General features: G+C 41.4%; 19 protein-coding genes. 5 read left to right on the top strand and 14 right to left on the bottom strand.

The window, feature by feature from the left end:
- Positions 1 to 39: 39 nt before the first annotated feature.
- The 3 genes from rpsB to rplM form a co-directional block, all read right to left on the bottom strand.
- The gene (gene rpsB, locus WFY05_RS14240; protein WP_340113564.1) at positions 40 to 813 is read right to left on the bottom strand and encodes a 30S ribosomal protein S2; all 774 of its coding nucleotides are present in this window, start codon (positions 811 to 813) and stop codon (positions 40 to 42) included.
- A gap of 96 nt (positions 814 to 909) precedes the next feature.
- Positions 910 to 1,296, bottom strand: coding sequence for a 30S ribosomal protein S9 (gene rpsI / locus WFY05_RS14235; RefSeq protein WP_340113563.1), 387 nt, complete (start codon positions 1,294 to 1,296; stop codon positions 910 to 912).
- A gap of 5 nt (positions 1,297 to 1,301) precedes the next feature.
- Positions 1,302 to 1,754: a 50S ribosomal protein L13 gene (gene rplM / locus WFY05_RS14230; protein ID WP_340113562.1), complete on the bottom strand. Its 453-nt coding sequence runs from the start codon at positions 1,752 to 1,754 to the stop codon at positions 1,302 to 1,304.
- A gap of 404 nt (positions 1,755 to 2,158) precedes the next feature.
- On the opposite strand from rplM, the gene WFY05_RS14225 reads away from it, so the two are divergent.
- The 5 genes from WFY05_RS14225 to queA all read left to right on the top strand — a co-directional run bounded on the left by WFY05_RS14225 (position 2,159) and on the right by queA (position 6,131).
- Complete coding sequence (locus WFY05_RS14225) at positions 2,159 to 3,037, top strand: cell division protein FtsX (protein ID WP_340113561.1); 879 nt, start codon at positions 2,159 to 2,161, stop codon at positions 3,035 to 3,037.
- Between the two features lie 29 nt (positions 3,038 to 3,066).
- A complete protein-coding gene (locus WFY05_RS14220; protein WP_340113560.1) occupies positions 3,067 to 3,324 on the top strand; it encodes a DUF3098 domain-containing protein in 258 nt (85 codons plus the stop codon).
- A gap of 11 nt (positions 3,325 to 3,335) precedes the next feature.
- Positions 3,336 to 4,115 carry an undecaprenyl-diphosphate phosphatase gene (locus WFY05_RS14215; RefSeq protein WP_340113559.1) on the top strand — a complete coding sequence of 260 codons (780 nt, stop codon included), beginning with the start codon at positions 3,336 to 3,338 and terminating at the stop codon, positions 4,113 to 4,115.
- A 44-nt stretch (positions 4,116 to 4,159) separates the two neighbouring features.
- Positions 4,160 to 4,870 (top strand): tRNA pseudouridine(55) synthase TruB, encoded by a 711-nt coding sequence (gene truB, locus WFY05_RS14210; RefSeq protein ID WP_340113558.1) that lies wholly within the window; start codon positions 4,160 to 4,162, stop codon positions 4,868 to 4,870.
- Between the two features lie 211 nt (positions 4,871 to 5,081).
- Complete coding sequence (gene queA / locus WFY05_RS14205) at positions 5,082 to 6,131, top strand: tRNA preQ1(34) S-adenosylmethionine ribosyltransferase-isomerase QueA (RefSeq protein ID WP_340113557.1); 1,050 nt, start codon at positions 5,082 to 5,084, stop codon at positions 6,129 to 6,131.
- A 125-nt stretch (positions 6,132 to 6,256) separates the two neighbouring features.
- Here the strand turns inward: queA and WFY05_RS14200 are convergent, their stop codons facing one another.
- The 11 genes from WFY05_RS14200 to WFY05_RS14150 all read right to left on the bottom strand — a co-directional run bounded on the left by WFY05_RS14200 (position 6,257) and on the right by WFY05_RS14150 (position 17,262).
- Positions 6,257 to 6,937, bottom strand: coding sequence for a hypothetical protein (locus WFY05_RS14200; protein WP_340113556.1), 681 nt, complete (start codon positions 6,935 to 6,937; stop codon positions 6,257 to 6,259).
- Positions 6,938 to 7,131: 194 nt separating this feature from the next.
- Entirely contained in the window at positions 7,132 to 7,749 is a 618-nt protein-coding gene (hisIE, locus tag WFY05_RS14195; protein WP_340113555.1) for a bifunctional phosphoribosyl-AMP cyclohydrolase/phosphoribosyl-ATP diphosphatase HisIE, read from the bottom strand.
- Positions 7,750 to 7,895: 146 nt separating this feature from the next.
- On the bottom strand, positions 7,896 to 8,651 hold the full coding sequence (gene hisF, locus WFY05_RS14190) for an imidazole glycerol phosphate synthase subunit HisF (protein ID WP_340113554.1): 756 nt from the start codon (positions 8,649 to 8,651) through the stop codon (positions 7,896 to 7,898).
- A gap of 30 nt (positions 8,652 to 8,681) precedes the next feature.
- Entirely contained in the window at positions 8,682 to 9,413 is a 732-nt protein-coding gene (gene hisA, locus WFY05_RS14185) for a 1-(5-phosphoribosyl)-5-[(5-phosphoribosylamino)methylideneamino]imidazole-4-carboxamide isomerase (protein WP_340113553.1), read from the bottom strand.
- A gap of 130 nt (positions 9,414 to 9,543) precedes the next feature.
- A complete protein-coding gene (locus WFY05_RS14180; protein ID WP_340113552.1) occupies positions 9,544 to 10,491 on the bottom strand; it encodes an N-acetylornithine carbamoyltransferase in 948 nt (315 codons plus the stop codon).
- A gap of 10 nt (positions 10,492 to 10,501) precedes the next feature.
- Complete coding sequence (locus tag WFY05_RS14175; protein ID WP_340113551.1) at positions 10,502 to 11,752, bottom strand: glutamate-5-semialdehyde dehydrogenase; 1,251 nt, start codon at positions 11,750 to 11,752, stop codon at positions 10,502 to 10,504.
- Positions 11,753 to 11,912: 160 nt separating this feature from the next.
- Positions 11,913 to 13,034, bottom strand: coding sequence for a glutamate 5-kinase (gene proB, locus WFY05_RS14170; RefSeq protein WP_340113550.1), 1,122 nt, complete (start codon positions 13,032 to 13,034; stop codon positions 11,913 to 11,915).
- A gap of 5 nt (positions 13,035 to 13,039) precedes the next feature.
- The gene (gene proC / locus WFY05_RS14165; RefSeq protein WP_340113549.1) at positions 13,040 to 13,840 is read right to left on the bottom strand and encodes a pyrroline-5-carboxylate reductase; all 801 of its coding nucleotides are present in this window, start codon (positions 13,838 to 13,840) and stop codon (positions 13,040 to 13,042) included.
- 34 nt (positions 13,841 to 13,874) lie between these two features.
- Positions 13,875 to 15,026: an aspartate aminotransferase family protein gene (locus WFY05_RS14160; RefSeq protein ID WP_340113548.1), complete on the bottom strand. Its 1,152-nt coding sequence runs from the start codon at positions 15,024 to 15,026 to the stop codon at positions 13,875 to 13,877.
- A 72-nt stretch (positions 15,027 to 15,098) separates the two neighbouring features.
- Entirely contained in the window at positions 15,099 to 16,067 is a 969-nt protein-coding gene (gene argC, locus WFY05_RS14155; protein WP_340113547.1) for an N-acetyl-gamma-glutamyl-phosphate reductase, read from the bottom strand.
- A gap of 1 nt (position 16,068) precedes the next feature.
- Entirely contained in the window at positions 16,069 to 17,262 is a 1,194-nt protein-coding gene (locus tag WFY05_RS14150; RefSeq protein ID WP_340113546.1) for an argininosuccinate synthase, read from the bottom strand.
- Between the last annotated feature and the right edge of the window lie 93 nt (positions 17,263 to 17,355).

Below are 17,355 nucleotides of genomic sequence, written 5' to 3'. Positions count from 1 at the left end.
ATTAAAATCTTTTTTAAAAATTGTTATTCTAGAAAATCTTTATTCGCTGTCAGAATCGTCTTCTTTAGCGGCTTTCGCTTTCTTTTTTGACTCGCTGGCTTCAGCTTCCTCTTTATCCTTCTCGATCTTACGTTCGTTCAATCCTTCGCGTACGGCTTCAACCATTTCGCCTACAATGATACGAATTGATTGTGAAGCGTCGTCGTTAGCAGGAATTACGAAATCAACATCTTCAGGATTTGAGTTGGTATCAACGATAGCAAATACCGGTATTCCCAGTTTTTTGGCCTCGCGAACCGCGATTTTTTCTTTCAGTACATCAACTACAAACAATGCTGCAGGCAAACGAGTAAGGTCTGAAATTGAACCTAACACTTTGTCCAGTTTTGCACGTTGTCTGGTGATTTGAAGTTTTTCACGTTTCGAAAGATTTTCCCAACTTGAATCTTTCATCATTTTATCGATGGAGATCATTTTCTTCACCGCTTTACGGATTGTTGGGAAATTGGTAAGCATTCCACCCGGCCAACGTTCAGTCACGTATGGCATTCCAACAGTTTTAACCTGATCGGCTACCAGTTCTTTTGCCTGTTTTTTAGTGGCAACAAACAATACTTTGCGACCTGATTTTGCAATCTGTTTGATGGCTGCTGCTGCTTCGTCGATCTTAACAACTGTTTTTTGCAGATCGATGATGTGGATTCCGTTTTTCTCCATGAAGATGTAAGGCTCCATGTTCGGGTTCCACTTTCTTTTCAGGTGACCAAAATGTGCACCTGCATCCAATAATTCTTGAAAATTTGTCTTTGGCATCTGTTTACTTTTTCTATGTCCTAAAAGCAACACCTGAGTAGTCCCGAGTACTCGGGAATCTCAGCCGTTTTAGATCCATATAAATGAATAATAATATTAACGTTTTGAGAACTGGAAACGTTTCCTTGCTTTTGGCTGTCCCGGTTTTTTACGTTCAACCTCACGTGGATCCCTGGTCAGGAATCCTGCAGCCTTCAGCGGTGGTCTCGATTCCGCATCGATTTTAATTAACGCACGTGAAATGGCCAAACGCAAAGCTTCTGCCTGTCCTTTTGGGCCACCTCCATCGAGGTTAACTTTAATGTCGTACTTTTCAGAAACTTCCAGCAAGTTTAATGGTTGCAATACGATGTACTGCAGGATACCGGCCGGAAAATATTCTTTAAGATCTTTTTTATTGATGGTAATGTTTCCTTTACCTTCACTAACGTAAATGCGAGCTACTGCTGATTTTCTACGTCCTAATGTATTAACTACTTCCATCTTGTTTATTTACTTTTTAAGTCAACAACTTTTGGTTTTTGAGCCTCAAATTTATGCTCTGCACCAATAACTACATGTAAGTTTCTGAAAAGCTGACGTCCCAATTTATTTTTTGGCAACATTCCTCTAACAGCTTTTTCTACCAGACGCTCAGGATATTTAGCTAATATGTCCTGAGGATTTTGAAAGGTTTGTCCTCCCGGATAACCTGAGTGACGAACATATTGTTTGTCAGTCATCTTTTTACCGGTAAGAACTACTTTCTCAGCATTAATCACAATTACATTGTCTCCGCAATCGGCATGCGGAGTAAAATTTGCTTTGTTTTTCCCTCTCAGGATTTTGGCAACTTCACTTGCCATTCTTCCCAAAACAAGTCCTTCGGCATCAATCAAAACCCACTCTTTAACGGCAGTTTCTTTATTGGCCGAAATTGTTTTATAACTAAGTGTGTCCACTTTTTCTAATTTTTATGAATTCAACACTTATGATTCTCCCTTCTGCTGCAATATTCGATTCAACGGAATAATATCACCAAACGTGCTTACATCAAGAAAATCAATCATTTACACTCCTTATCTCTAAGGATAATAATCGGGACTGCAAAAGTATTTTCTTTTTTTGTATTTCCAAAGAAATAACGTTCAAATTTTCAATAAGTTAACGCAAGTCAGGCAAGCTTTTCTCAGAAAACACAAAAACACAATCTAAAACACTGGCATACTGCAACTTACAATAAATAAGGAAAAATCAGAAGTATTAGTTGGAGTGTTAAGTTCCTATTCCAAAATTTATTTTCCTCCTTCCATACCCCGACCGTATATTTCGTTACATTTGTTAGGCTCAGCATTTCACAGGACGTATGAAGCAAAAAAAGGCAAAAAAGATTAAAAAACGATTTTGGAACTCCTGGATTACTTCCCTGGTGAATATCACGTTGATTTTGATTTTGCTGGGTCTACTCAGTTTTGTTGTCCTCAATGCACATCAATTGTCGAACTACGTGCGCGAGCAAATTGGATTGACCCTTGTTTTAAACGACGACTTAAAAGAAGTTGAAATCATCCGTCTCGAAAAAACCTTATCGCTAAGCGAGTATGTAAAATTAACACGTTACATCGACAAAGAAACAGCCGCAAAAGAATTAACGGAAGAACTGGGTGAAGATTTCACGGGTTTTCTGGGCCAGAATCCGCTGTTCTCTTCCATCGAAATAAAGCTTTACGCATCCTACACCAACAGCGACAGTTTGAAGATTTTGGAGCAAAGATTTCTGAATTACCCGGAGGTGAAGGAAGTGTATTTCGAAAAAAATATTGCAACACTAATCAATGATAACGTAAAAAGAATCAGCCTACTTCTGCTTATTGTTAGCGGACTGCTAACCTTTATATTTTTTGGTCTGATCAACAATACCATTCGACTGCTCATTTACTCGCAACGTTTTATTATTAATACCATGCAAATGGTAGGCGCCAGTAAAAACTATATACGCCAACCGTTTTTAAAGCGCAGTTTATTGCTGGGAGGTACAGGGGCATTGCTGGCAAACCTGGTTCTGCTTGCGGGAATTTATACTTATAAAACCGAATTGTTCGACCAGTTTGGAATCAACGATATGCAAATTATCCCCATTGTAGTTTTGTCAGTTTTCGTTTTGGGATTTGTTATTTCGCTGTTATCAACATGGCTTGTCCTCAACAAATTCCTGCGGCTTAAATTTGATGAATTATTTTATTAATTATCTTTACCGCATCTATAAAAGAAACAATGGCTAAAAAATCGAAAGAAACAAAGGATACTGCCGGATTTGCGTTGGGAAAAGAGAATTATAAACTGTTGGCTATCGGCTTTGCAATTATTGTACTGGGTTTTATTTTGATGGCCGGAGGCGGTAGCGACGATCCGAATGTATTCAGTGATGATATCTTTAGTTTTAGGCGAATAACACTGGCACCGATTTTATTATTTATCGGTTTTGTTTTCGAGATCTACGCCATAATGAAAAAGCCAAAGGCTGACCAGTAACCCCACAATTCATGACTGCATTCCAGGCATTTCTTCTTGGAATAATCCAGGGCCTTACCGAATTCTTACCTATCAGTTCAAGCGGACATCTTGAAATTGGGCATGCGCTTTTGAACATCAAAAACGAGAATAACCTGCTTTTTGTGCTCGATGTGCATCTAGCCACGGTACTTAGTACTATTGTTGTTTTCAGAAAGGATATTGGCTCACTCCTGAAAGATCTGTTCAAGTTCGAATGGAACAATGCCACAAAATACGTGGCTATGCTGTTGTTTTCGTCGGTCCCCATCGTTATTGTTGGTTTACTATTCAAAGCTGAAATCGAAAGTCTTTTTACGGGTAACCTGTTTTTTGTGGGGTGTATGCTTTTATTCACAGCGTGTCTGCTCACACTTACCGGTTACGTAAAACAGAACACCAAAGAAATTACATTTGCCAAAGCATTTATAATCGGAATTACCCAAACTCTGGCCGTTTTACCGGGTATTTCGCGAAGTGGAGCAACAATTGCAACCGGTATTCTATTAAAAGTAAAAAAAGATGATGTGGCGAGATTTTCATTTTTAATGGTGTTAATTCCAATCATCGGAGCCGCCATTCTCGATGTTTTCAGTGGCGAAATTACCACTCAACATTTAAATGTGACCAACCTGCTGGTTGGCTTTGTTGCCGCATTTCTTACCGGATTGGCAGCCTGTTCGTGGATGATTAAAATCGTTAAAAAAGGCAAACTCATTTATTTTGCCATTTATTGCGCTCTTATCGGCCTAATTGCTATCTTTGCAGCCTGAATTTTGCAAAATATTACAATTCTCTGAATAACAGAGCCTTATATATGCCCAGATTCAAAAACAAATACGACTTTTCCGCAGGGGAAATATTATTGTTTGACAAAGGTTTGAACTGGACCTCCTTTGATGTTGTGAATAAAGTACGTTATGAACTTTGTCAAAAACTGGGCATAAAAAAACTCAAAGTAGGTCATGCCGGCACACTCGATCCATTAGCAACCGGAGTGATTGTTTTGTGCACGGGAAGGGCCACAAAAAAAATTGAAAGCATACAGGCTACTGAAAAAGAATACGTTGCTACCCTGAAAATTGGGGCAACAACTCCTTCGTTCGACCTTGAAACCGAGGAAGACTCGAGAACGGATTATGCTCATGTTACCAAAGCATTGGTGAATGAGGTCCTGCAGGATTTTACAGGGGAGATCGAGCAGGTTCCCCCGGTATTTTCGGCAGTAAAGGTGAAGGGGAAGCGGGCATTTGATTATGCAAGAAATGGTGAAGAGGTAAAACTTCGACCCAAAAAAATTGTTATACATAAGGTTGAAATTGAGGAATTCGAATTGCCGTTTATAAAATTACGGATTACATGCGGAAAAGGTACCTATATTCGTGCGTTTGCGCGCGATATCGGTGAAGCTCTGCAATGTGGTGCGTATTTAACGGCGTTGGAAAGGACCAGGGTTGGTGAATACAAAATAAGCGATGCATTTAAAGTGGAATATTTTCTGGAAAACATACAAATTGATGTATCCTAAAGTATTTTTATCTCGTAGATTGATAACTTTGAATAAAACCGCATTGCTGAATTCAATGACCAACAACCTGAATTCGAAGAATAAAATAAATTAAAATGAAAAGAGCCGTGATCAAAAAATTACCGAACGGGTAATTCGATAAATCATGGATCATTTTCCTGTCTGACAAAAGACAGGCTGGAGTAAACAAAGAAAATTAAAAATTAGCGAGATGAAATTATCAAAATTCAAGTATGAACTTAGCCCGGAGAAAATAGCCTTACATCCGGCCGACAACCGCGACGAATCGAAATTAATGGTTTTAAACCGGGAAAACCGTACCATCGAACATCGATTGTTTAAAGATGTGCTTGATTATTTTGATGATAAAGACGTGTTTGTTTTTAACGATACCAAGGTATTTCCGGCCCGTTTATATGGTAACAAAGAAAAAACAGGAGCCGAAATCGAAGTTTTTTTGCTTCGCGAACTAAACCGCGAACAGCGACTTTGGGATGTTTTGGTTGATCCTGCACGAAAAATTCGAATCGGTAATAAACTTTATTTTGGCGACGACGATGTTTTGGTTGCCGAGGTTATCGACAATACCACTTCGCGCGGCAGAACTTTGCGTTTTTTGTTCGACGGACCGTACGACGAATTCAAACAAACCTTGTACAGTCTTGGTGAAACGCCACTTCCAAAATTTATCAACCGCCAGGTTCAACCTGAAGATAAGGACCGTTACCAAACCATTTTTGCCAAACACGAAGGCGCAGTAGCTGCACCAACTGCAGGATTGCACTTTAGCCGCGAATTACTAAAACGCCTCGAAATCAAAGGAATCAATTTCTCGTACATTACACTACATGTTGGATTGGGTAATTTCAGGAGTGTCGATGTGGAAGACCTGACGAAGCACAAAATGGATTCGGAACAGATCTGGATAAAAGACGAAGCTTGCAAAATGGTAAATACCGCCAAGGAAAATAAAAGAAATGTGTGTGCCGTTGGAACAACTGTGATGCGCACACTTGAAAGTTCGGTCTCAACACAAGGTTTCCTGAAACCATTCGAAGGATGGACCAATAAATTCATCTTCCCACCCTACGAATTTAACGTAGCCAATTCGATGATCACTAATTTACACCTGCCTTATTCTACCCTTCTAATGATGGTAGCGGCCTTTGGGGGTTACGAATTTGTGATGGAAGCCTATAACACAGCCATAAAAGAAAATTACCGCTTTGGAACTTATGGCGACGCTATGCTGATTATCTAGCACTTTAACAAGAAATAATAAAGTAGCCGTTAAAGCCTGTCTTTAGCGGCTTTTTTTATTAAAGAACAGCCCGGCCGCATAGCAGCCAGACTGATTCTAATCGTGTTAATCACTTAGTATAAAACTTATAGATTCACCAATACTTTGTAATAGCTGAATCCGCAACGCTTATCCGGATCGAACTGATAATAGGCAATTGCAACGCGACAAATATCCTGGATGGTACTGTAAATGCTTGCAACTTCCTGTTTTCCGTAATTGTCGAGTAGCGCATCACCTTCGAGGGCTACAAAACAATCTCTGAATTCATTGATTTGATTGGCACAAGCCAGGATTTTATCAAATAATGAATCCACGGTACCATGTTCAACAATTTTCTGGCGGGTAGCCTCATCCAGATTAGCGGCAAAAGTTTTCAGGAAATTGAAAAGGCTTAAATGATCGCCGTTTTTGGCATCGCTGAAATAGGCGTTGTACCCCGTCTTTTCGAAGAAAGCCTTTAGAAATTCCTTATCCTTTTTGAAATCGATTTTTACTGATGCCCGTAAAACTTTCAGGTGCTGCAGTGCAGCTACCATAATTTCGTGCCACTCGCGATAGCGCTCATCTTCCAGTGCATCCTGTGAATCGGCATAATGTTTTTCGATGGTGTCATCAATCCAAACATTTAAAGAAGTGGCATATTCTTGATCCCATTCGGTGCGAACACTGGAAAGTTCAAAAATATTCTCCTTAAAAGTCCGGGCAATTTTCTGACACGCCAAAATTGTAGCAGTACTTGTTGGGCAAACGGTTAGAGTTTCCATATCACGGTTTTTTCGATTAGCAGTACTACAAAACTAAGGACTACAATACAGAAAAACCAGCCCGCAACACATTAATTGGCAATGTTTTACAACTATGTTACGCAACTATGTTATAAAATAGTATTATCGAACATAGGTTTTAATCGAACAACTCTTTATCCGACTCTCAAAAAACAACCGTAATTCCCGTAATTTTATTTATGACGTTTGCGCAGTTCCCTTACAATGTCTTCAATACGGTATCCTTTATGTGCCAACAAAACTATAAGGTGATAAAGCAGGTCACCGGCTTCGTATAAAAAGTTCTCGTCGTCGTTGGCCATAGCTCCAATAATGGTTTCAACCGCCTCTTCACCCACCTTCTGAGTGATTTTCCGAGTACCTTTCTGAAATAAAGAAGTAGTGTAAGAGCCTTCGGGCATTTCAACTTTTCGTTTGTCGATGAAATCCTGCAGGTAACTCAAGAACAAGATTTCATTGGAGGTATTCACCTCTTCAAAACAAGTATCGGCACCCGTATGGCAAACCGGCCCAACCGGATTCACTTTAATCAAAAGCGTATCGTTATCGCAATCAACGCCTATCGAAATCACATTCATAAAATTACCCGATTCTTCGCCTTTGGTCCATAAACGATTTTTCGAGCGACTAAAAAAGGTTACTTTCCCACTCACCTGGGTTTTAGCCAGCGCTTCGCTGTTCATATACCCCAGCATTAATACGTTGTTGGTTTCAGCATCCTGAATTATGGCCGGGATCAGACCTCTGGTTTTGTCAAAGTCGAGTTGTGATATTTCTTTTAATATTTTCATCGTTCCAATTTTTTCGTTCCTCGTTTAATTGTTTCTTCTTTAACGGGAGGAACCACACCGTTCAGAACTCATTTATTTCTCCTAAGCGAGAAAAACGAGTTCGTTTTCATGACTTAATTCGGTGCGAAGTTAAAACAAAGCACTGATTAACGGACTACAATGTCGTTGTGTTTTAAGTAATTCTTAAGTACGGGAATTGGAATTTCGTTGTAATGAAAGATACTGGCCGCCAGTCCGGCATCTGCTTTGCCGCTAGTAAACACCTCTACAAAATGCTCTTTGGCGCCCGCTCCTCCCGAAGCGATGATCGGAATTTTAAGCATATCGGCCATTTTTGAAAGCTGCGTATTGGCAAAACCGTTTTTGGTTCCGTCGTGGTTCATCGAAGTAAAAAGTATTTCACCGGCTCCACGGTCTTCGGCTTCTTTAGCCCACGAAAACAACTCTTTATCAGTAGGAATGCGACCACCATTTACTGTGACCGTCCATTGGTCGTTTTCATCTCCGCGGGCATCGATTGCGACAACAACAAACTGACTTCCGAAATGCAATGCCAGATCGTCGATCAGTTTCGGATTACGAACGGCTGAAGAATTTATTGAAATTTTATCGGCACCGGCGGCCAAAAGTTTTTCGGCGTCGCTCAATTCGCTTATTCCACCACCAACAGTAAACGGGATGTTGATGTGTGCAGCAATCCGTTTTACCAGTTCCACAAAAGTTTTCCGGCCTTCGTGTGTAGCTGTAATGTCTAAAAAGCAAAGTTCATCTGCTCCGTCGGCAGCATATTTTGCACCTAGTTCAACCGGATCGCCAACTTCCTGGATATTCACAAAGTTGATCCCCTTTACAGTTTGTCCGTCTTTAATATCGAGACACGGTATGATTCGTTTTGCCAGCATTCTTTATTTCAAAGTTGAAAGTTCAACAGCTTAAAAGATGAACTTTTTTATTTCCTTTAAAGTTATCCGATTTTCATAAATGGCTTTACCGGTAATTACTCCCGGAACTCCCATTTCATCTAATTTTAATATGTCTTCCATTGTAGCAATTCCGCCACTGGCGATTATTTCTACTTTGGGAAGCTGTTCCATAATTTCAGCATAGAGCTCGAAAGACGGGCCACTTAACGTTCCGTCGCGACTTATATCAGTTGATATTACTTTTGAAATTCCCTCACCAAAATATTCTGAAATAAAATCTACCACCGGCAGTTCAGTTGTTTCGAGCCAGCCGCTGACCGCAATTTTTCCGTCTTTTGCATCGGCACCGAGGATAATTTTGTCGCTTCCATATTTTTCGAGCCAGATCAGAAACGTCTCTCTTTCCTTTACGGCAATGCTTCCGCCTGTAACCATTGCAGCACCCGAATTAAATGCGATTTCAAGATCTTTATCCGACTTTAGACCACCGCCAAAATCGATGATGAGATCAGTTTTGGTAGCTATGGCTTCAAGCACTTTATAATTTACAATGTGTTTTGCCTTTGCTCCGTCCAGATCAACTAAATGCAGGCGCTGAATTCCTGCAGTTTCAAACATCTTTGCTACTTCCAGGGGATTTTCGTTGTACACGGTTTTCTGATTATAGTCGCCCTGCGAAAGCCGCACACATTTACCGTCAATTAAGTCGATGGCGGGAATTATTTCTATTTTTTGTGTCATGATATACAAGTTGTTCGCAAAGACGCGAAGACGCAAAGTTAATTCTTGATACGTCATTCCGAACCTGATTCGCAATCTTTTTAATTTATGAGATGCTGAATCTGCCGTTTGACGGACAGCGTGACAGGTACTACGAGTCTTCCAAAATCATTTTCAGTACCGCCTGGGCAGTTATTTCACGATTGTAAGCTTCTTCCACCACAATCGAATTTGAACTATCAATCACTCCGTCGGCAACTACCATGTTCCGGCGAACCGGTAGGCAATGCATAAATTTAGCATCGTTTGTCAGTGCCATTTTAGCCTCATCAACAGTCCATGCCAGATCTTTCGACAAAATCTGCCCGTAGTTAGTGTACGATGCCCAATTCTTGGCATAAATAAAATCGGCCCCCTCAAATGCCTTTCTCTGATCGTATTCTACTTTCACATCTCCCATGAATTCAGGTGCCAGTTCATATCCCTCGGGATGTGTCACTACCAGCTCGTAATCGGTTTCACGCATCCACTCAACAAACGAGTTAGCTACAGCCTGTGGCAATGCGCGGGGGTGTGGAGCCCAGGTCAATACTACTTTGGGTCGTTCTACTTTTTTATGCTCTTCAATCGTTACCAAATCGGCAAAACTTTGCAGCGGATGACGCGTTGCTCCTTCCATACTCACCACCGGAACACCAGCATATTCGACAAACTGGCTCAGTATTTTTTCAGAATAATCATCGTCGCGATTTTCGAATTTGGCGAATGCACGTACTCCGATCACATCGCAATACTTGCCGATCACCGGAATGGCTTCACGCAAATGTTCGGCATTGTTGCCGTCCATTACCACGCCCATTTCCGATTCCAGCTGCCAGCTGTCTTCGTTTACATTCATCACCATGGTATTCATGCCCAAATTCATGGCTGCTTTTTGGGTACTCAACCGGGTACGTAAGCTCGAGTTGAAAAACACCAAAACCATGGTTTTATTTTTTCCCAGGTGCTGAAATCCAAACTTATTCTTCTTAACCTCAAAAGCCGTTTTAAGGGCTTCGTCAATTCCTGGTATATCTTTTACCGATGTAAATTTCTTCATTTTGCAGTGTTTATTTTGGTCTGATTTGTCCGTTTCCTTCAATTATCCATTTATAGCTGGTAAGCTCTTCCAGTGCCATTGGTCCGCGGGCATGTAGTTTCTGTGTGCTTATTCCAATTTCGGCTCCCAGTCCGAACTGTGCCCCATCCGTAAAAGCTGTGGAAACATTCGAATACACCGATGATGCATCGATCACTTTTCTGAAAGTCTCAATGCGTTGCTGATCCTCACTTATGATTGCCTCGCTATGTTTCGAACTGTTCGTGTTAATGTGTTTTATAGCTTCCTCAAATGAATCCACCGTTTTAACCGACATTTTCAGCGATAAAAACTCTGTACCAAAACTCTTCGGTGTAGCTTCGAAAAGCAACTCTTTAGGATATACTTTGCTGATTTCGGGGAATGAAAGTTCATCGGCATAGATGATCACCTTTTCCTCTAAAAGCTTTTCTGCAAATTTTGGCAATTCATTTAAGCGCTTTTTATGAATCACCAGGCAATCGAGCGCATTACAAACTGAAGGCCTGCGTGTTTTTGCATTGAAAATGATTTCCCGGCCTTCTTCGGCATCGCCAAATTCATCGAAATAAGTATGACAGATTCCGGCTCCGGTTTCGATTACCGGAATGGTAGCGTTGTCGCGTACAAAATTAATTAGCCCCTGGCTACCTCTTGGAATGAGCAGATCGATAAAACCGTTGGCATGCAGCATTTCGTTGGTTTCTTCGCGACCGGCAGGTAAGAGCGTTACCGTATTTTCATCGATATTGAATTTATTCAGTACGTTTTTAATGATAGAAACAATCGCCTGGTTTGAATAAATTGCATCGCTGCCTCCTTTTAAAACACAGGCGTTACCCGATTTCAGACAAAGTGAAAATACATCGAAAGTAACGTTCGGGCGTGCCTCGTAAATGATCCCAATCACTCCAAACGGAACGGTGATTTTTTTTATCTTCATTCCATTGGGCTGATCGCTTTCTTTTAACAGCTTTCCCACCGGATTCTCCAGTTTGGCAACATTTTCGATATCCGCGGCAATACCTTCAATTCGTTCAGCAGTAAGTTTCAGCCGATCATATTTCGGATCATCTTTACTCATCCGATCCAGATCCTTTTGGTTTTCTTCCAGAATAAATGCTTTGTTGGCACGCGCCTGTACAGCCAGTTCATTTAAGACAGCAATAATTTGCTCGTGCTTAGTTAGATTAAGCTTTTGCGAGGCTTCCAGTGCATTTTGTAACTGTTGCTTTATCTTCATTTTCACCAAACTTTATCGTCAAAAAAATGTATTGTTCAATTAAAACCCCCTCCCGGGGGAGGGAGAGGGAGCTCAGAATAAGTTCAAATTAAGGCATATAAAAGGGATAATGGGTAGTAACCTGAAACAGGTATGTTAGTAAAAATCATTCTGAGCTATTTTATTTTTTATTTGTTTCTTCTCCATTTCCTTTTCGGTTTTCCATGTACAAATAATCGTAGTGGACTACCGGTTTCTGTCTTTCTGAAAGTTTTTCTTTTTCAAGCCTTTCCGAACTGTAAGCAGCTTTCCCCAAACCTATCAATTCTTCATTTTCGTTTCTGATCTTAATCAGATCACCACGTCTAAACCGGCTTTCCACACTAATCACTCCCACCGGCAAAAGGCTAACCGCTTTCTCGGATTTTAGCGCCTTTTCGGCACCTTCATTGATGATCAATTCTCCTTTGGCAAAACCATCAGAATAAGCAATCCACTTTTTCACGCCACTCGACGGTTTTGTCCCCGGTACAAAAGAAGTATGCTTCAAGTTTTTATTCACGTCGAGTAAATCAACCAACACATTCTCGCTGGTACCGTTGGCCACGTGAACTGCAATACCGTCGTTTGCCACTTTTTTGGCAATCCTGAATTTGGTATGCATTCCTCCACGGCCAAAGTCGGACCGTTCAGATGATATAGCGTTAGCCAACTCTTTTTCGCCGACCTCTATTCGTTCTATTAGTTCGGCATCGTCGCTATTGGGATGAGCACTAAAAACACCGTCGACGTTTGTTAAAAGAATTAGTGCCTCCGAATCAACCATCGAGGCGATCAGCCCCGACAGCTCGTCATTATCGGTAAACATCAGTTCTGTCACCGAGATCGTATCGTTTTCGTTAACTATCGGTATAACTTTATTTTCAAGTAACGTTGTAATGCAGTTTTTCATGTTCAGGTAATGCCCTCTGCTCGAAAAATTTTCTTTGGTAGTGAGTACTTGTGCACAGGTCAATCCGTCTTCCTGAAAAAAGTCGGAATAGCGCGAAATAAGTTTTACCTGCCCCAGCGCGGCCCACAATTGACGTTGGGAAACTGCATCGGTTTTTTTCGACGGTTGCATAACCGCTCTTCCGGCAGCCACTGCTCCTGAAGAAACCAGAACTACTTCTACCCCGTTTTTATGAAGAACAGCAATCTGATCGACCAGGTGAGCAATGCGCGAGACATTCAATGTCCCGTCGGCTTTCGCCAAAACATTGCTACCAACTTTTATGGTTATTTTCTTGTACCTTAACTGCACAGTTCCTACTTCGAATTCCCAACTTTTTTGTACGATGCCATCACTCCCTGAATTAACGAAGAACTAAATCCCCGGTGCTCCATTTCATTTAAACCGGTAATGGTCACACCCATTGGAGTGGTCACCTTATCGATTTCGCGTTCGGGGTGGTTACCCGACTGCAGCAGCAACTCGGTAGCACCTTTTACAGTTTGGGCGGTAATAAACTGAGCCATCTCGGCCCCAAAACCGATCTCGATTCCTCCCTGCATAGCAGCCCTGATGTAACGCAGTGCATAAGCTATTCCACACGATGAAAGCACTGTGGCTGCAGCCATCAATTCCTCCGAAATTTCAACCGTTTTGCCCAGTTTATCAAAGAGGTCGACCACATAATCGCGATGCTCTGCCGTGTTTTCATTGGCTGAGATACAAGTCAGTGATTCCTGCAAAGCAATGGCCGTATTGGGCATCACTCTGAAAATAGGGATATCCCGGCCGGCCATTTCACCCAAAACATTAATACCAACTCCGGCAACGATTGAAATGAATATTTTGCCGGTATCAAGCGCCGGTTTAATTGCACTTATCACACCTTCGATGTGATAAGGTTTAACTGCTGCGATAATTACATCGGCATTTTTGGCTGCTTCCAGATTCTCAGTGTAGGTATTTACGCCAAGGTCTTTTAATTCCTGAAGACTGGCTTCCTTTCTATCGGCCGCAAAAATATGGTCGGCGGGCAAAAAACCCGATTTTAAGAGACCATGTGCAATGGCACCTCCCATATTTCCAATCCCGATAATGGCTATTTTTTTTGTTTCCATAATTACAAGTTATAAAATCAAGTTCATTCTGCTTCTATTTTTCAGTCAGCGACTCAGAAACATCTGCATAAACAGCTTCAAAAGCTGCAAGAAAATCGTTGGCTTGCTGAATTGTGAGATTCAACGGCGGCAACAATCGAATAATATTTTGTCCGGAAACACCGGTAAAAATTCCATAATCAAACAATAAACGCTGGCGGATTTCTTTGATCGGAAATTTAAATTCCATTCCGATCATCAGGCCTAAGCCTCTTAGTTCAAAATCGGCATCCAAAGCTGCCAGTTTTTCAAAAAAATATTCCCCCACTGTTTGTGCATTCTCGATCAGTTTCTCAATTTTCATCACATCAAGTACAGAAATGGCAGCCGCACATGCCAGATGATTTCCACCAAAAGTGGTTCCCAACATGCCGTACCATGGTTCGATGCTGGGCTGAATTAACACCCCGCCAACCGGAAACCCGTTACCCATCCCTTTGGCCATTGTAATAATATCGGGTTTCACATCGGAATGCTGAAAGGCAAAAAACTTTCCGCTTCGTCCGTAACCCGACTGAATTTCATCGAGAATCAAGGCTGCCACATATTTTTCGGTGAGTTTCTTTATTTGAACCAAAAAATCGGCATCAGGAACATGAATTCCGCCAATCCCCTGTATCCCCTCAACAATAACTGCAGCGACATTTCCATTTTTCAGTGCCTCTTCAGTGGCTTCAATATCGTTGAATGGAAGAATAATGGCATTATCTGTTTCGTTCACCGGAGCAATGATCTTCGGATTATCGGTTATCGAAACCGCTGCCGAAGTACGCCCGTGAAATCCCTTTTTGTAACTGATTATCTTTTTCTTACCTGTAATAAACGAGGCAAGTTTAAGCGCATTTTCGTTGGCTTCGGCTCCCGAGTTGCAAAGAAAAAGCTGGTAATCCTCGCAACCTGAAAGTTGCCCTAATTTATCGGCCAGTTCATGCTGCAACGGATTCTGAACCGAATTGGAATAAAATCCAATTTTATTTAGCTGTTCCGAGATATTTCGCACATAATCAGGGTGACTGTGACCGATAGAAATTACGGCATGTCCTCCGTACAAATCGAGGTATTTTCTACCCTGCTTGTCCCAGACATAGCAACCTTCGGCTTTTACCGGAGTAATATTGAACAATGGATATACGTCAAATAGTTTCATATTATTCAAGTTGGAAGTCAGGAGCGGGAAACATGAAGCTAAATCCTCCCTTCATTCCATTTTTAATTTTCATTAAAAAGCCACCGGTTTTAAATTCAGACCGGCTTTTTCATCGAGTCCGAACATCAGGTTCATATTCTGAACCGCCTGCCCTGAGGCACCTTTAATCAGGTTATCAGTAACACTTATCATCACTAGTTTTTTCCCGTTTTTTTCAAGGTAAACTACTGCTTTGTTGGTATTTACAACCTGTTTTATCGACGGATTGTTTTCCACCACAAAAGTAAAAGGATGACCGTCATAATATTCTTTATACAACTTGATAGCATCTTCCAGCGATCCTGAAAAATTGGTATATGCCGACACAAAAATACCACGAGTGTGATTCCCGCGGATCGGTACAAAATTAAAGTCGCTGGAGAAACTCGTTTGTAACTGTTTCAGGCCTTGCAGGATTTCTCCTTCGTGCTGATGTTGAAAAACTTTATAGGCCGACAAATTATTATTACGCCAGCTAAAATGCGAAGTGGATGTTGGTTTTTGCCCAGCTCCGGTCGAACCGGTAATAGCCTGTACATGCACTTCATCATTCAGTAATCCGTTCGCCGCAAGTGGTAATAATGCCAACTGGATTCCGGTAGCAAAACATCCCGGATTGGCAATAAAATCAGCTTGCTTAATCAGCTCGCGATTTAATTCCGGCAGCCCGTAAATGAAGTTATTCCCTTCTCTTTTGAGTCTGAAATCGTGGCTAAGATCAATGACCTTCAAACTTTCGGGCAGTTGATTTTGTTCCATGAATTCTACCGATTTACCGTGCCCCATGCAAAGAAAAATAACATCTGCATTTTCTAAAGGCATTTCACCGGTAAAAATCAGGTCGGTTTCGCCCAGCAAATCAATATGAACATTGGTTATTGGATTTCCGGCATTGCTCGAACTTTGAACAAACGCAAGTTCCACTTCAGGATGATTTATCAATATCCTCAACAGTTCGCCGGCTGTATAGCCCGCTCCTCCTATGATCCCTACTTTTATCATCCTACAAATCCTTATTGACCGAGTTGTATATTTTCAACGAGTTCGACATGATTTTTGTAAATCCTTTGATGTCCTCAGCAGTCCAGGCTTCCACCGTTTCGCCGTATTCTCCAAAGCCCGAATTCATCAGGTCGTTTTCCGACTCAATTCCAACAAGTTCGAAGTGATAAGGCTTCAATTTAACAATCACTTTTCCCGTTACTTTATCCTGGCTCGATTCGAGAAAATCCTCGATATTTCGCATAACCGGTTCGTGATACATGGCTTCGTGCAGGAACATGCCGTACCAGTTACCCAGTTGTTCTTTCCAATACGATTGCCACTTTGTAAGCGTGTGTTTCTCTAACAAATGATGTGCTTTAATGGTGATCATCGGGGCAGCGGCCTCAAAACCAACCCGCCCTTTAATACCGATAATGGTATCACCAACATGGGTATCGCGGCCAATGGCATATTTCGATGCCACGGTTTCCAGCGCCCTAATAATATCGGGTCCATTCTCGTAAAACTCGCCGTCGATTGAAACCAGTTCACCTTTTTCGAAACCCAGTTCGATAATTTTTTCGTCGCTCGCTTCCAACTGACTTGGATATGCTTCTTCCGGCAAGTTTTTATTCGTTGTTAAAGTTTCTTTTCCTCCAACGCTGGTTCCCCAAAGTCCTTGGTTGATCGAATAGGCCATTTTTGTGAAATCGGCTTCGAAGCCATATTTCTTCAAATAATCGATTTCTTCCTGGCGACTCAACATCAGGTCGCGTGTTGGAGTAATAATTTCAATTTCGGGTGCTAAAACCTGGAAAGTCAGGTCGAAACGAATTTGGTCGTTTCCTGCCCCGGTACTTCCGTGTGCAATATAACCTGCACCAATTTCTTTGGCATATTCAATGGTGGCAATGGCCTGAAAAACACGCTCGGAACTCACCGAAATCGGATAAGTATTATTTCGTAACACATTTCCAAAAACCATGTATCGAATACATTTCTCGTAATACTCGTTGGTTACATCAAGTGTGGTGTGCTTCACCGCACCCAGTTCAAGCGCTCTTTTTTCAATCGCTTTCAGTTCGTCATCAGAAAAACCTCCGGTGTTGGCAATAGCCGTGTAGACTTCAAAACCTTTTTCTTCTTTCAAATACTTGACGCAAAACGAGGTATCCAAACCTCCGCTAAATGCCAATACTAATTTCTTGCTCATAATTATAATGTCTTAAAGAGAGCGACAGCATTAATTCTTCTATGAAAAAATATTACCTGTAGCTGACTATCCTATTCAGATGCTGCCACTCTC

This window comes from Maribellus mangrovi, assembly GCF_037646455.1.
Lineage (GTDB): Bacteria > Bacteroidota > Bacteroidia > Bacteroidales > Prolixibacteraceae > Draconibacterium > Draconibacterium mangrovi_A.
Note: the sequence above shows the minus strand (reverse complement) of the source record. Positions and strands in the feature narration are given on the sequence as shown.

What these genes read in the sequence shown, in the direction of transcription:
- rpsB (WP_340113564.1), bottom strand. Translation starts at nt 813, where the DNA reads ATGCCAAAGACAAATTTTCAAGAATTATTGGATGCAGGTGCACATTTT.
- rpsI (WP_340113563.1), bottom strand. Translation starts at nt 1,296, where the DNA reads ATGGAAGTAGTTAATACATTAGGACGTAGAAAATCAGCAGTAGCTCGC.
- WFY05_RS14225 (WP_340113561.1), top strand. Translation starts at nt 2,159, where the DNA reads ATGAAGCAAAAAAAGGCAAAAAAGATTAAAAAACGATTTTGGAACTCC.
- WFY05_RS14220 (WP_340113560.1), top strand. Translation starts at nt 3,067, where the DNA reads ATGGCTAAAAAATCGAAAGAAACAAAGGATACTGCCGGATTTGCGTTG.
- WFY05_RS14215 (WP_340113559.1), top strand. Translation starts at nt 3,336, where the DNA reads ATGACTGCATTCCAGGCATTTCTTCTTGGAATAATCCAGGGCCTTACC.
- truB (WP_340113558.1), top strand. Translation starts at nt 4,160, where the DNA reads ATGCCCAGATTCAAAAACAAATACGACTTTTCCGCAGGGGAAATATTA.
- queA (WP_340113557.1), top strand. Translation starts at nt 5,082, where the DNA reads ATGAAATTATCAAAATTCAAGTATGAACTTAGCCCGGAGAAAATAGCC.
- WFY05_RS14200 (WP_340113556.1), bottom strand. Translation starts at nt 6,937, where the DNA reads ATGGAAACTCTAACCGTTTGCCCAACAAGTACTGCTACAATTTTGGCG.
- hisIE (WP_340113555.1), bottom strand. Translation starts at nt 7,749, where the DNA reads ATGAAAATATTAAAAGAAATATCACAACTCGACTTTGACAAAACCAGA.
- hisF (WP_340113554.1), bottom strand. Translation starts at nt 8,651, where the DNA reads ATGCTGGCAAAACGAATCATACCGTGTCTCGATATTAAAGACGGACAA.
- hisA (WP_340113553.1), bottom strand. Translation starts at nt 9,413, where the DNA reads ATGACACAAAAAATAGAAATAATTCCCGCCATCGACTTAATTGACGGT.
- WFY05_RS14180 (WP_340113552.1), bottom strand. Translation starts at nt 10,491, where the DNA reads ATGAAGAAATTTACATCGGTAAAAGATATACCAGGAATTGACGAAGCC.
- WFY05_RS14175 (WP_340113551.1), bottom strand. Translation starts at nt 11,752, where the DNA reads ATGAAGATAAAGCAACAGTTACAAAATGCACTGGAAGCCTCGCAAAAG.
- proC (WP_340113549.1), bottom strand. Translation starts at nt 13,840, where the DNA reads ATGGAAACAAAAAAAATAGCCATTATCGGGATTGGAAATATGGGAGGT.
- WFY05_RS14160 (WP_340113548.1), bottom strand. Translation starts at nt 15,026, where the DNA reads ATGAAACTATTTGACGTATATCCATTGTTCAATATTACTCCGGTAAAA.
- argC (WP_340113547.1), bottom strand. Translation starts at nt 16,067, where the DNA reads ATGATAAAAGTAGGGATCATAGGAGGAGCGGGCTATACAGCCGGCGAA.
- WFY05_RS14150 (WP_340113546.1), bottom strand. Translation starts at nt 17,262, where the DNA reads ATGAGCAAGAAATTAGTATTGGCATTTAGCGGAGGTTTGGATACCTCG.